Annotated in this window: 12 protein-coding genes; 3 read left to right on the plus strand and 9 right to left on the minus strand. The window is 51.6% G+C overall.

Annotation, left to right across the window (positions count from 1 at the left end; translation table 11 throughout):
* Nucleotides 1-19 precede the first annotated feature (19 nt).
* From JSQ80_RS26625 to hppD, 4 genes are read right to left on the minus strand one after another with little or no spacing between them, the layout of a single operon-like run.
* Nucleotides 20-1,201 carry a homogentisate 1,2-dioxygenase gene (locus tag JSQ80_RS26625; RefSeq protein WP_206097832.1) on the minus strand — a complete coding sequence of 394 codons (1,182 nt, stop codon included), beginning with the start codon at nucleotides 1,199-1,201 and terminating at the stop codon, nucleotides 20-22.
* Nucleotides 1,202-1,224: 23 nt separating this feature from the next.
* Nucleotides 1,225-2,193 carry a fumarylacetoacetate hydrolase family protein gene (locus JSQ80_RS26630; RefSeq protein ID WP_206097833.1) on the minus strand — a complete coding sequence of 323 codons (969 nt, stop codon included), beginning with the start codon at nucleotides 2,191-2,193 and terminating at the stop codon, nucleotides 1,225-1,227.
* A 28-nt stretch (nucleotides 2,194-2,221) separates the two neighbouring features.
* The gene (locus JSQ80_RS26635; RefSeq protein ID WP_206097834.1) at nucleotides 2,222-2,833 is read right to left on the minus strand and encodes a flavin reductase family protein; all 612 of its coding nucleotides are present in this window, start codon (nucleotides 2,831-2,833) and stop codon (nucleotides 2,222-2,224) included.
* A 30-nt stretch (nucleotides 2,834-2,863) separates the two neighbouring features.
* Nucleotides 2,864-3,976, minus strand: a complete 1,113-nt coding sequence (gene hppD, locus JSQ80_RS26640) for a 4-hydroxyphenylpyruvate dioxygenase (RefSeq protein ID WP_206097835.1) — start codon at nucleotides 3,974-3,976, stop codon at nucleotides 2,864-2,866.
* Between the two features lie 307 nt (nucleotides 3,977-4,283).
* Between hppD and JSQ80_RS26645 the strand changes: the two genes are divergently transcribed.
* Nucleotides 4,284-4,577, plus strand: coding sequence for a YerC/YecD family TrpR-related protein (locus tag JSQ80_RS26645; protein ID WP_206097836.1), 294 nt, complete (start codon nucleotides 4,284-4,286; stop codon nucleotides 4,575-4,577).
* Nucleotides 4,578-5,106: 529 nt separating this feature from the next.
* Here JSQ80_RS26645 and JSQ80_RS26650 read toward each other — a convergent pair.
* The 4 genes from JSQ80_RS26650 to JSQ80_RS26665 all read right to left on the minus strand — a co-directional run bounded on the left by JSQ80_RS26650 (nucleotide 5,107) and on the right by JSQ80_RS26665 (nucleotide 9,766).
* Entirely contained in the window at nucleotides 5,107-6,015 is a 909-nt protein-coding gene (locus JSQ80_RS26650; protein WP_206098161.1) for an IS1595 family transposase, read from the minus strand.
* A gap of 339 nt (nucleotides 6,016-6,354) precedes the next feature.
* Nucleotides 6,355-6,801, minus strand: a complete 447-nt coding sequence (locus tag JSQ80_RS26655; protein WP_240464322.1) for a 6-phosphogluconate dehydrogenase — start codon at nucleotides 6,799-6,801, stop codon at nucleotides 6,355-6,357.
* A 229-nt stretch (nucleotides 6,802-7,030) separates the two neighbouring features.
* Nucleotides 7,031-8,374 carry a TldD/PmbA family protein gene (locus JSQ80_RS26660; protein ID WP_206097838.1) on the minus strand — a complete coding sequence of 448 codons (1,344 nt, stop codon included), beginning with the start codon at nucleotides 8,372-8,374 and terminating at the stop codon, nucleotides 7,031-7,033.
* 3 nt (nucleotides 8,375-8,377) lie between these two features.
* A complete protein-coding gene (locus JSQ80_RS26665; RefSeq protein ID WP_206097839.1) occupies nucleotides 8,378-9,766 on the minus strand; it encodes a TldD/PmbA family protein in 1,389 nt (462 codons plus the stop codon).
* Between the two features lie 196 nt (nucleotides 9,767-9,962).
* Between JSQ80_RS26665 and sleB the strand changes: the two genes are divergently transcribed.
* The gene (gene sleB, locus JSQ80_RS26670) at nucleotides 9,963-10,532 is read left to right on the plus strand and encodes a spore cortex-lytic enzyme (RefSeq protein WP_418888913.1); all 570 of its coding nucleotides are present in this window, start codon (nucleotides 9,963-9,965) and stop codon (nucleotides 10,530-10,532) included.
* A gap of 293 nt (nucleotides 10,533-10,825) precedes the next feature.
* Nucleotides 10,826-12,304, plus strand: coding sequence for an aldehyde dehydrogenase family protein (locus tag JSQ80_RS26675; RefSeq protein ID WP_206097840.1), 1,479 nt, complete (start codon nucleotides 10,826-10,828; stop codon nucleotides 12,302-12,304).
* A 9-nt stretch (nucleotides 12,305-12,313) separates the two neighbouring features.
* On the opposite strand, the gene JSQ80_RS26680 is transcribed toward JSQ80_RS26675, so the two are convergent.
* Nucleotides 12,314-13,381 (minus strand): sulfite oxidase, encoded by a 1,068-nt coding sequence (locus JSQ80_RS26680; protein ID WP_206097841.1) that lies wholly within the window; start codon nucleotides 13,379-13,381, stop codon nucleotides 12,314-12,316.
* Nucleotides 13,382-13,425: the final 44 nt, after the last annotated feature.

Raw genomic sequence — 13,425 nt, forward strand, 5'->3', positions numbered from 1 at the left:
CCGCCCCTTTCATCACACTTTACACGGTAGGCGTAGTTTCCGGCGGGGCTGCGCACCAGCTGTACATGTATCGGCTGTCCTCATACTGCAGCGCCTGCTTCACGACGCGAAGCGGGCGGAACGTGTCGATCATTACCGCAAGCTCCATCGTTTCTTTTTTTCCGATGCTGTCTTCGATCTTGCCAGGATGCGGGCCATGGGGAATTCCCGATGGATGCAAAGTGATCGACCCCTCCGTCACTCCCTTGCGGCTCATAAAGTTGCCTTTGACATAATACAACACTTCGTCGCTGTCTACATTGCTGTGAAAATAAGGGGCGGGAATCCCCTCCGGGTGGTAGTCGTATAGTCGAGGGACGAAGGAGCAGATGACAAAGTTGTTGCCTTCGAATGTCTGGTGAATCGGCGGCGGCATATGAATGCGTCCCGTAATCGGCTCGAAATCACCGATGTTAAAAATCCACGGATATAAATAACCGTCCCAGCCCACAACATCAAAAGGATGGTGATCGAAGGTATGTGAATGTATAAAGCCTCTTGATTTCGTTCTCACCTCGAACTCCCCGCACTCCAAATAGGTATCGAGCTTCTCGGGACCGCGAAAATCGCGTTCGCAGAAAGGGCTGTGCTCAAGCAGCTGTCCGTGCGGATTGCGGTAGCGTTTCGGCGTCGTGATCCAACTGTTCGTTTCCACTGCCAATAGCTTGGATACGCCTTCGTCCGGAATGACCCGGTAAATGGTTCCGATCGGAATGACAATATAATCACCCGGGCGGTAATGCAGCGTGCCGAACATCGTTTCGACGCGGCCTGTTCCTTCGTGCACGAACAAGAGCTCGTCCCCGTCTCCATTGCGGTAATAATAATCCATGGATTGGGCGGCATTCGCGACGGCGATAAGCACGTCTTCGTTGCCAAGCATATAGCGCCTTCCGTCAACGGCATCGCCCATATCCGCGCATCCGCCAGTCAGCAGATGACGATGACGCAGCGCCCCTTGTTCCTCGAATTCGATGTCGAACTTCGCGTGCACCTCCGCTTTGCTGACAGCCGTAGGCGGATGATGGTGATACAATATCGATTGGATGCCCGAAAATCCTTTCGTGCCCATCACTTGCTCGCGATACAAGGTGCCATCCGCCTTGCGGAACATCGTATGCCTTTTCTTCGGGATATCTCCCAACTGGCGATAAAAGGCCATGAATGAGTCCTCCTCTCTTCAATTCAGCTCCGGTCTGCCAAGCCGCGCCCCAACGATTCACCGATGGTGTTGCGGAGCACGCCCAGTCCCGTCACTTCCAGATCGACGACGTCTCCGGGCTCCAGCCAGCGATGCGCTTCCGTTCCCAGCTCCAGAATGCACCCCGTTCCGACCGTGCCCGACCCAATAATATCGCCGGGGTATAACGTTGCGTCTGCCGACGCCCTTGCTATCATCTCCCCGAAGGGATAATGGATATCGCGGAAGTTGCCGCGCGACAGCTCCACGCCATTGACGCGTGCCGTCATCGTCAGATCGTGCCGTTCACCCGCACGATACTCCTCCAATTCGTCTGCAGTGACAAGATACGGTCCAAGCGACGTAGCGAAATCCTTGCCTTTGGCCGGGCCAAGCCCCACCTTCACTTCTTCCCTTTGAATATCACGCGCGCTCCAGTCATTCATGATGCAATAGCCGAAAATGTGGGATTCCGCTTCGCTGGTCGCGATGTTCCTGCCTTCTTTTCCAATTACACAGGCAACCTCCAATTCATAATCCAACGAGGCCGTTGCCAGAGGCCTTCTCACCTGCTCACCCGGACCGACGATCGCCTGATGGTTGGAGAAATAAAAAACCGGGAACTTATACCATTCCGGCACGACATCCAGCCCCCGTCTTTGCCTTGCCGCTCTCACATGCGCTTCGAACGCATAGAAATCGCGGACGCTCGGCGGCTTCGGAAGCGGCGCGCGCAATGCAACGTCTGTCGCCGCATACACGGATTCATAGGCGGACCATTCCGCTGGGTCGTGGCCAAGACTCTCATCCATCCGAATTACTTCCTCCATATATCGTTCATGCTGGCGCACAAACTCCAACAAATCGCAAGGCAGCCTGCCTCCGCTTATGATATGCATATCAATAATGAATTGGTCCTTTATCCACCCGGAACGCGCTTCCCCTGAGCCGTTGTCAAACGTTACAAACTTCATAGGATTTTTCCATCCTCCGCTCAACGAGCTACTTTTTTCTTTCCAGCACGAACGTGTCGGACGCGGCGCGGGTGTACACGTGGCCTGCCATGCGGCCGACGGGAAGCAGCTTCTCGGTGTTGATTTTCCCGTCGGCGTACAGGTCGTCGCTAATATGCATGAGCTCCACTTTGCCAATGACCAGACTGCCTGCGCCCGGCTGTTCGCCGAAGGTAATGATATCGTGGAGAACGCATTCCATGTGGACGTCGCTTTCCTTCACCCGATAAGGACGAACGATTTCACTGGGGACCTTCGTCAGTCCCGCCGCTTCGAATTCATCCACGTCGGGACGATATTCGGCGGCAGTCTCGTTCATCGGCTCGACGATCCGTTCCCCGACAATGTTCACGACAAATTCGCCGGTCGCTTCGATATTGGCAAGCGTATCTTTTTTGCTTCCGTCCGTTCCCCGGCGCATCGGCGCGAAGCACACCATCAGCGGCTCCGCGCAAATGCCCGTAAAAAAGCTGAACGGAGCCAGATTGGCCGTGCCTTCCCCGTCTATCGTGGACACGAAAGCAATCGGACGCGGCAGGATGGAGCCGATTAACAATTTATATGCATCTTTCCAGTGCAGTTCGTGAGGTGCGATTTGCATGCGGATCTACTCCTTCCTGCAGCCGCCATGCTACAAGTTGCCGCGGCGTTCCTGCTCCCGTTCGATCGACTCGAACAGCGCTTTGAAGTTGCCTTCGCCAAAACCGACGGCTCCCTTGCGTTGAATAATCTCGAAAAACAGCGTTGGTCTATCGACAAGCGGCTTGGTGAAGATTTGCAGCAAATATCCTTCATCATCACGGTCTACTAAAATTTTCAACTCTTTCAATTTTTCGATGTCTTCATCAATGCGTCCTACCCGCTCTGTCAACATGTCGTAATAGGAATCCGGCGTGCTGAGGAACTCCACTCCGTTCTCGCGCAATTCCTTCACCGTCGTCACGATATCATTGGTAAGCAGAGCAAGATGCTGGACGCCCGGCCCGTTAAAGTACTCCAAGTACTCTTGGATTTGCGATTTGCGTTTGGCCGTCGCCGGCTCGTTGATCGGAAATTTGATTCTTCCGCCATTGTGCATCACTTTGGACATCAGAGCAGAGTATTCCGTACTAATGTCTTCATCATCGAAATGAATCATTTGTTTGAAGCCCATGACGTTTTCGTAGTAAGCGACCCATTCATCCATTTGCTCGACATTGCCAACGACATGATCGATGCCGATGAGTCCCGATGGCTGGAAAGGAAGGACATCCTCTACGGTCTGATAGCCAGGCAGGAACAAACCGCCATAATTGTCCCTTTCTATTAAGGTATGAATCGTATCGCCATAAGTGCCGATGACGGCCTTTTTTACCGTGCCGTGTTCGTCCGAATATTCGGCCGGCTCCATAATGCCGATTCCGCCACGTGATACCGCATCCTTGTAAGCCTTTTCAACATTATTGACCCGCAATGCGACATCCTTCACGCCATCGCCGTGCAATTTGGTGAATTCAGCAATCGGGTGGCTGTCGGAGAGAGCGCCAGATAGGACGAACCGGATTTTGTTCTGCTCCAGCACATACGACACTTGTTCCCGATTTCCTGTTTCCAAGCCGGAATAGGCAACAGGGCGAAACCCGTATCCCTTGACGAAGAAGTGCATCGCTTGTTTTGCATTTCCCACATAAAATTCGATGTAATCAATGTCTTGAATCGGAAATACTTCTTGCACCGTTTGCTCAGTTATCGCTTGTTTTTTCATGGTACATCCTCCTACTTGGCATCATTGGCTTCTTGCCACTGAAAGTATATGACGAATACCAAAATCTAGCAAAAGCGTGCTCGAACGCGAACTAGCTCAATCGCAGATGCGCATAAACGGATTGGTACATACACGCATGAGAACACTATCGCAGGTCTGCTTAAATACATTGTTGCATTACAGCATGACAATTCCATAAATGTGAATATTTTTTGAACAAATAGAAGGAGATTGGCCGCCGTTGTCAAAAGAAAGATGTATGCTCATTCGTGGCATCCATTTCTAATTTTGGAGTTGATATGACGTTATGCATGCCAATCGATCAGGCGACCCGACGATCGAGCAATTGCTCGGGGTGATTATGAAGTTGCAAAGCATGGATGAGTGTTACGATTTTCTTGAGGACTTGACGACTCCGAAGGAGCTGCAGACGTTATCCCAGCGGCTCGAAGTCGCCAAGATGCTGTTGAACGGCAGCACCTATATGGAAATTGAGGCGGAAACCGGCGCGAGCACAGCCATCATTTCACGCGTCAAACGAAGCCTGCAACATGGCAATGGCAGCTACCAGCTCATGCTGAGCCGGCTGGAACAGGAATAAACCCGGAGCGCAAAGCGTTCCGGGACTTGGCGATCAGCTTTATTCGATGTTGAACGCCCCCTTGAACAGCTTCGATTAAGAAGGGGGCGTCAAAAAGTCCTTATGCCCACTCACCCCATTATTCAGAAAATTGCGAACCCCATCGCACTACCCTTTAGCAGAGTTCAACCACTACTATGGGTGGCTCTTTCACGTCCCCCCCTCATATTGTCATACCACTCAGACTACTCAGATCTTACTGAATCTTCCATCTGCTGGATTGCAGCACGCTTTCCATAGTTTCCGCACACGCAAAAGCGACCATCTGAATACAGATGATCTCAAATTCGTATGATCGAATAGCGCCACATCCGGTGCAACATCGCTCGGCTCGACTCCATTCACACATCGCTAAAGCGTTCTATCCTCGTATTGCTCTTTAACAAAATTAAGCGTATACAATAATGTAGACGCTACCTAAGTGATGGACTGCTTCGTTGAAATACGGCAACCTCCACGTACACGACAAGTTAGGAAAAAGAACCTGCAGTCAAGCAGCAAGGGACATCCTTCCCCTCGTTCTTCCGTAACGTCTCCATGCTAATGCTGTAAATGTATTCATGGACAGGCACTGTTCCGTTAACCGCTCCCAAATGGATATTTGTTGCGAGTCGAGATTGCGGCGGTAGCAGAATTCGTCCAAATAAGCTTGCAAATAGGTCCCGCCCAAGCCGTGAAACGTCTTATTTATCCAAGCTTGAGCATGATCGGCGATACAACGAAGCACATCCGGCCGGCGAAAACGGAAATGGTGCTTCATGATGTCAATCTTGCTTGCAGATACGTGCTGTGAGATAAAAGCCTTCTGCCCCGCACTCAAAAGGCTCTTGCCGGACGACAAGTGCTTGCGCAATACTTGCTTCATCTTCACATAGTTGGGGGTGTTATCCGGGTTCATGGAGGCGGCAATTAGATACGGATGCTCCTTCGGGTGCAGCTCAAATAAAGGAGTATGCTTCGCCCCATAGTAGGTCAAAGCGGCACGAACGTCATGATCTAGCGGTCGCTCGGCATCGGCAGTGCCCATGACGGCTCTAAGCTTATGCAGTATCGCCCAAGCTGTCTTGTACGTTACTTGGAGGATAGTGCTTAGCTTCACCGCATTAATCCCCTCTTCGGTTCTTGAAATAAGCCAAATGGCAGCCAACCACTTTCTGAGAGCCGTATGGCTCCCTTCCATCACGGTGCCGGCAATTAGAGAGCATTGATGACGGCAGGAGCGGCATTCATATAGCGGCAGCCTGCGCGAACGAATCGTATACGCCTCCCCATGGCTGCAGCGAGGGCAGACGAAGCCGTCAGGCCACTTTCTCCGAAATATCTCTTCTACGCATCTATCCTCAGAATGAAAATACGCCAATAACTCCTCCAAGCTCTCAAATGACATCCGCCCCGTCAAATTTCCCACCCCTCCTCAATACAAGAACAAATGTTCGAATATTGAAAATTATAACAAACTAACAGTAAGGTTTCAAGGGGTTCATATCTTATCTCCATCTATCACTACGCAATCTGAATGATTGGGAGAGTGAACAAAAGCTCAATTTAACCATCGTTCCTTTGCCCAACCAGTCCAAGCTCCAGAAGGAGCCTCTCATCATTCAAGTCCACACCGGTAAGACGGCTATGGCTTCGCTTTGAGAAAAACACAAAATAGGCATCGCGTCTTCCCGACCCGATGCCTTCACCATGATTCTAAGCATACTTGCAATGAACTTATAACCTCGTTCGCTGCTTGTCACACCCAAGTCATGAAATGAGTATTGATAACCTGAATTTGATTGCGTTCGGCCCATTTGAGCAGTTCTTGAGTATGCTTGGCGTCAACGAACTTAAAACAACATTTGATTGGAATCGCTTTCTTTCCTTTGAGCTGTAAGCCGAAAGCAGCATTTTTGAAGCCCTTTACTTTAATCATTTCAATTTGACTGGCATCCAGTTGAGTCCCGTTAACGGTTATCGTGTCGGACCCCTCTCGTATTTCCAAAGTGCGCTTGCCAAACCTTACGTATGCCTCAATCAAGAGGGAAGCAACCAGTATCCCCAGAACGGCCGCCTGCATGAAGAACAGCACTGGAAATGTCCGCTCGGCCATCATGGCCACCTGAAGCATCGCTGCACTAAATAATACGGATACCGCCATGACCTCTTTCGTTCGCGTAGGATATTTAATTTGAACCTTCATTTTCATATCCGCCCCATTCTGATTCATTTACAGATTGATACAGGTGAACCGTCGTTCCTTATTATACCATTTTCATTAACAATTTTGACACATTATTTTCACATAATAGACAATTATTCATCTGGATATCTATGCTCGTTGTGATTTTAACGAAAAAAAAGACCCAGCAAGCTACTAAGAACCGCTGGATCTAAACAAATTCGATATTTATTGTTTTCTTCAGGGCTTGTTACGCTCCCGAAATCGTTAGCGACTTTACTTTAAGCGATGGTGAATTGCACTTGCCTGTAAAGCGCAAATCCTTGCCGATTTGTTCGACTTCATTTAGCACATTAAATAAATTGCCGGACACGGTAATCTGATTGACGGGCCGCTGCACTTTCCCGTTTTCAATCAAGAAGCCGATGCAAGACAGCGAAAACTCACCCGAGATCGCATTGGTGCCCGCATGCAGCCCCTGAAGCTGCACGATCATGACTCCGCGATCGGTATTTGCAATCATTTCCTCCAAAGAGGCTGTGCCTGGCTCCACATATAAGTTATGCGGTGAAATTCCGATTTTGCCGCGATAGCCGCCTTTAGAGGCATGCCCTGTTGAATCGATTCCCGACTTTTTCGCTGTCTTCCCGTTATGCAAAAAGGTAAGCAGCTTGCCCTCTTTTATAATTTCATTGCGCCGCGTCGCGTGTCCTTCCGCATCAAAGGCGCATTGAGCAGGAACGTGCGGCATCAGCGGATCGTCCACGAGCGTAATATTGCTGCCGGCTACCTGTTCGCCCAGCTTTCCTTTTAGCCGAGAAAAATCCTTATCTACCGCTTCCGCTGAAAAAATAGAGGTGTAGGCGTTGAGTAGGGTACTCGCGGCATCATGCCGGAAAATAACCGGATAGTTATCCGAAGCTATCGTATCAGCGTTCAGCTTGGATACGGCTTCGCCTGCCGCTCTGCGTGCGATATCCGCAAAATTGATTTCATCAAAGTCTTGCAGTGAAAAATCGTACCACTCGCCCGTTGTTGTGTCGCCTGCCTCTCTGGCTACGACAGAGAGGCTGCCCACTGCTGAGCTGTACTTGGCCCGGCAGTCCAGCCCCTGCGTATTGGCGATCAGGACCTCGCTCTCGGAGATCGTTACAGTCGAGCTGCGCACCATAGCGATGCGCGTATCCGCTTTCGCGGCGACCGACTCCATCTCAAAGGCGGCATCAATCAACGTTTGTGGAGCAACGTGAGCCAGACGTTCCGAGTAGGTGGATAATTCGGGATAGCTTGGGGAGCCTGCGAACAGTTCATCATTTTCTTTGCTCTCCATCACTTCCGCATTGTTGCGCGCTTCGCGGATTAAATAGTTAATCGCCCTCTCATCGATCTGTTCGGAATAAGCATACCCCATTTTTCCGTCGAATTCACCGCGAAACGACAAGCCGCCGCTCTCCTTAATCGTATACGCGTCAATTTCTCCTTTTGACACCCGTACCGTCGTAGAACGGACTTGCTCATAATAAATTTCCATATTGGAACAGCCTGTCTCTCTTCCTTTTGCAAATAAACGCTGTTGAAATTGTGCAACGTCCATGGCTTACTCCCCCTTTCTGCCGCCTACGGTCATTTCAGACACCCGTATCATCGGTTGGCCGCAGTTCACCGGAATGCTGCCGCTCAATGAACCGCACATGCCTTGCCCGTGATCCAAATTGTTGCCGACCATATCGATTTTTTGCAGCGTATCAATCCCTTTCCCGATTAACGTCGCACCTTTAACCGGCTCTTCTATCTTCCCGTTGCGCACGATATATCCTTCATTAACGGCGAAGTTGAATTCACCGGTCGCTGTATTGACGGATCCGCCGCCCATATACTTCGCATACAGCCCGTATTCGGTGTTGGCGATAATCTCCTCTGGCGTGGAGTCTCCCGCAGCAATAAACGTATTGTTCATGCGCGAGGTAGGCGCGAATTGATAGGACTGTCGCCGGCCGGAACCGGTAGAGGCCATTCCCATTTTGAGTCCGCCCAATTTGTCGATCAAGTAGCTCTTTAAAATCCCATTCTCAATCAGCACATTGCGCTGCGTGGGAGCTCCCTCATCATCAATGTGTAGCGATCCCCAAGCATTCGGTATCGTCCCATCGTCAATCGCCGTCACGAGCGGCGATGCTACCTGCTCGCCCAGCTTGTCTGCGAATACCGAAGCCTTCTTCGCCACGGCTGTCGCTTCCAATCCATGCCCGCACGCCTCATGGAAAATGACACCGCCGAAGCCGTTGTCGATAATGACCGGCAGCTTGCCGCTTGGCGCGTATTGGGCATTAACCATCGTCGACGCGATACGGGCTGCTTCCCTGGCATAATGGTCATTGTCCATGGTCTCGACGAACTCCATGCCGGCGTATGCGCCAGGCGCCAAATAGCCGGATTGCTTCGTTGCGCCTGCTTCTGCAATGGCATTGAACCCCATGCGTGTATAGGTGCGGCAGTCTTCGACAAGCAAGCCTTCAGAGTTGGCAATGCAGACGTTTTGAACCGAATCTGTTAACGTGATGGACGTTTGCGCGATGATCGGACTATAATCTTTCGCTGCGGAATGGGCGCGTCTCATCCACTCTATTTTGCGGGCTTTGGCGACGTCGTTAGGATTGAATAGAATGACATGCCGATTCGGAATCGTCGTTCTACGCAAATCAATCGTTATATCCTTCGCCTGTCCGCGAATCGCTTGGGCCGCGGATCTCGCGACTTTAATCAGATTGTCCTCGCCGCAATCGTTCGTATAGGCATATACGGCGAATAAACCATTAATGATGCGAATGCCTACGCCAAAATCTCGGCCAGAGAGGGCGCTCTCCACATGGCCCCCGATCATGCCCAAGCTGTTGGCTGTTTTATCTTCCATAAACACTTCCGCGAAATCTCCGCCAGTTGCCAGTGCGGCCGTCAACATATTCTCGATTAACGCTGTATGCAGCATCTTCGTCCTCCCAGCTTAATGATGATTATGTGTTGGAACATATGTATGTTCAGTAAAACAAGTAATTTCAACAAAATGATTTCTTTCGTAAAATCGCTTCGCATGCATCCTCATTGACGCTATTTCTGTTCACCCCTTCCCTAGCTCATGTACATGTGTACATATATCTCTATAACTTTTCGGTATAAACTTTGGTATTCCTTCATACTTGGTTAACATTTCAGACCCAATTCCCCTAATTGGTTCCGGGCAGTTTCGTTTACAAATGCTAGGTTACTATAATCAATCGTTAGATGGGAGGTTCGGTAACGGTACAACGCAGGCCGTACGCCACTTTCAACGCGATTACGGGTTGACAGCGGATGGCATTGCCGGCCCGCAGACGTGGCGGGTGTTGAAGCGGGTATCGGTCAATGCCGATGAACTGACCATGTTGGCCCGCACCGTGCACGGCGAAGCGCGCGGCGAACCATATACCGGTAAAGTGGCGGTTGCGGCGGTTGTATTGAATCGCATGCAGTCTCCCCTGTTCCCCGACTCTGTAGCCGGCGTCATTTTTCAACCGCGGGCATTTACGGCGGTTGACGATGCCCAGTACTGGTTGGAGCCCGATAAGTCCGCCTATGCTGCGGCATGGGATGCCGTGCGCGGCTGGGATCCGACCAACGGCGCGCTCTACTATTTCAACCCGGATACAGCCACTTCCGCGTGGATCTGGACCCGTCAGCAGACGGGCAAAATCGGCCAACACATCTTCGCCGTTTAAGTGCGATTATATATGATTCCGCATCTCTCATAGCGGATTAGCGGATACATCCTCTTGTCTTGGGGCAGGCAGGTCCGAGTCATTGACGGACTTGTCTGCCCCCGTCCTTTCATGTTCAAGGTTGTCTGTTCTGTTTCTTTTACCTTACGTACATCATCCCGGTCGGATCCTGCACAATAACTTGTCCCTTAACGGGAATGATTCGTTTCATGTAAGAATACATATCTCTTGAAGGCCTATTATTTAGCCTTAGCCGATGTAAAATGACAATCTAACAAAGGAGTGATTGCGCTTTGTCACGGGTTCAAATCAGTCCGAAGGTAGAAGCGTTTTTGCAAGGCACCAAGAAGCTGTACATCAATGGAGAATGGGTCGAGTCCGTCCAGAACAACGTATTCTCATCCATCAATCCAGCCACGGGGGAAGTGCTCGCGGTTGTGTCCGAAGCGCGGGAGGAAGATGTGGACAGAGCGGTTCAAGCCGCCCGCCATGCATTTGACCAAGGAGAATGGTCGAAGATGAGCACGGCGGATCGCAGCCGCCTCATCTATAAGCTGGCCGACTTAATCGAAGCGAACAAGCAAGAGCTGGCCGAGCTGGAAACGCTGGATAACGGCAAACCGCTGCGGGAAACGTTAGCGGCCGATCTCCCCCTGACCATCGAGCATTTCCGTTATTATGCCGGTTGGGCCACTAAAATTGTCGGACAAACCATTCCTACTGCAGGCAACTTCCTCACCTACACGAGGCATGAGGCCGTCGGGGTCGTCGGTCAGATCATACCGTGGAACTTCCCGCTTCTCATGGCGGCTTGGAAGCTGGGCGCCGCCCTTGCCACCGGCTGCACCGTCGTCCTGAAGCCGGCGGAGCAGACGCCGTTGTCCGCCTTGTACCTGGCTCAACTGACACAGGAAGCAGGATTCCCGCAAGGCGTCATCAACGTCATCCCGGGCTTCGGGGAGACGGCGGGCGCTCCGCTCGTGCGGCATCCGCAAGTCGATAAGATCGCCTTCACCGGCTCTACTATCGTCGGCAAATCCATCATGCGGCAAGCTGCGGACACCGTCAAAAAAGTGACGCTTGAACTGGGCGGAAAATCGCCGAACATCATCCTCCCAGACGCCGATCTGTCCCGAGCGGTGCCTGGCGCCTTGCGCGGCATTACGTTCAACCAAGGGCAGGTGTGCTCGGCAGGCTCTCGGCTCTACGTGCAGAAGAAATTGTACGACAACGTGGTTGCAGATTTGGTGTCGGAGGCGCAGCGCATCCGAGTGGGCACCGGCCTTGATATGGATACGGAGATGGGGCCGCTCGTATCGTCCGAGCAGCATGACGTTGTGAAGCGTTATATCGAAGCAGGGAAAGCGGCAGGCGCGGAATTGGTGACCGGCGGCAGAGTCCCGCGCGAGCAAGGCTACTTCGTCGAACCGACGATATTCGCGCACGTCGATCCGAAGATGACGATCGCCCGCGAAGAAATCTTCGGGCCTGTAGTAGCGGCAATGCCTTATGATACGCTCGATGATCTGATTGAACAAGCCAACCATTCAGATTACGGTCTGGCTGCGGGCGTGTGGACGCAAAATCTGAAGCAGGCCCATTATCTTGCAAACAAGCTGAAGGCGGGCACCGTCTGGGTGAACTGCTACAACGTGTTCGATGCGGCCGCACCATTCGGCGGGTATAAGCAATCGGGCCTTGGCCGGGAAATGGGCTCTTACGCGCTTGACAACTATACCGAAGTGAAGGCCGTGTGGGTGAATTTGGACTAGTCGCTCCCCTTATTCCACCTTCACATGAATGCGGGATATGGCATTATAGCCATATCCTTTTTTATTCCAGCTTGCTGCCGCGGGCTGGATGTTTCCATACGAATCTCTCGCTCTGCATAGAATCGTGAACTCGCCTTGTCGAGAGGCGTCCCATCTATAAGTCCACAGGATCCAGGCATAGGGCTGGTTGGGCATTCGATGCAGGTCCGCTCTGACCCAGCTTTCCCCGCCATTCAGGCTAAGCTCGACGCCGGTAATGAATCCCGTACCCGTCCATGCGATTCCGCAGATTTGGATGGTTCCAGTGTCAAGCAGACTCCAGTCCGTAGGGAATTGAATGATGGAGTTGACATGGACCAACGTAACGGGAACCTTCTCATCACCGCTGTCCGCCGGCTCGGGCTCATACACATAATCGACAACCTGAAAAGGCCCGGTGAAGCGCGCATCGAGGACGGTAATGCTCCGCAGCCATTTGACCGAGGCCATCGCGTACCATTGCGGAACAATCAGTCTTAGCGGATACCCGTGCTTGTAAGGAATCGGCTGTCCGTTAAGCTCATAGGCGACTAACGTATCCGGATGCAATGCCTTATCGATCGAAAGGCTGCGGGCATACGGATATGTGCCTGCCATGTCCGTTCTGGTCCCGCTATCGCGTCCCGCGAACACAACCTCCCTGGCCGTCGGCTTCAAGCCAGCTTCATTCAGCAAGTCTTTTAATGGGACTCCTTTCCACATCCCCTGGCTTATCGCTCCCTCCTCCCACTGGATTCCGTACACCTTGGGTTTGAAGCGCGCCCGTTTGTTGCCGCTGCACTCCAACGCAACGGCTATCTCTTTAGACGGCATGCTTAACAAATCCCGATAATGGAACGTCATCGGGTTCCGGACTTCTCCGTCAATCGTAACCGCCAAGGATTCCTCCGACAACACGGGATAAGGGAAATGATTTCTTATATAAAAGAAGCGCTCCGGCGTAACGGCTGCGAGCGAAAAAAAATGGATCGGGCTTTCCTGATTTTCCGGCATTAAGGACCGGGTAATAAGATGCGGCTCGATGTGCGGCCAGCGCAAAGCAATCACCTTCCAAATATATATGGGTAGTGTTCATGTATATA

The organism is Paenibacillus apiarius (assembly GCF_017052585.1).
In the GTDB taxonomy this organism is placed as follows: domain Bacteria; phylum Bacillota; class Bacilli; order Paenibacillales; family Paenibacillaceae; genus Paenibacillus_B; species Paenibacillus_B apiarius.